Source organism: Rhizobium ecuadorense (assembly GCF_001187535.1).
GTDB classification, from domain to species: Bacteria; Pseudomonadota; Alphaproteobacteria; order Rhizobiales; family Rhizobiaceae; genus Rhizobium; species Rhizobium ecuadorense.
Genome location: NZ_LFIO01000178.1, coordinates 1 through 329, shown reverse-complemented (window position 1 = coordinate 329; position 329 = coordinate 1). Strand labels below are relative to the sequence as shown.

General features: G+C 61.7%; 1 protein-coding gene. It reads right to left on the bottom strand.

Annotated features, from left to right (window positions below; genetic code table 11):
- Positions 1 to 329, bottom strand: a 329-nt coding sequence (locus tag AF337_RS04565; protein WP_152970902.1) for a DMT family transporter, incomplete at both ends; no start/stop codon positions are given.

Below are 329 nucleotides of genomic sequence, written 5' to 3'. Positions count from 1 at the left end.
GATGAGAAGCAAGCCGGCGATGATGAGTGCCGCGCCTTCGAGGTGATAGCGTTGCAACTGCTCGCCGAGGATCAGATAGGCGAGCACGGCGATGAAGATGGTCTGAATGTAGAGGAGGACGCCGGCCCGAGCCGCCCCAAGTGCCTCGATGCTGCGATTGAAGAGATAGTACATGACCGCCCCGCCAGGGATCGCGACATAGGCGAGCGCGATGAGCCCGCTGCCATTGAGCGTCGAGCGTTCGTCTGAGAATAGCTCGAACAAGTAGAAGGGCAGCGCCGTCAGCACCGCCGCACCGAGCAGCAGCACCAGGAGCGCAAGGCGATTCA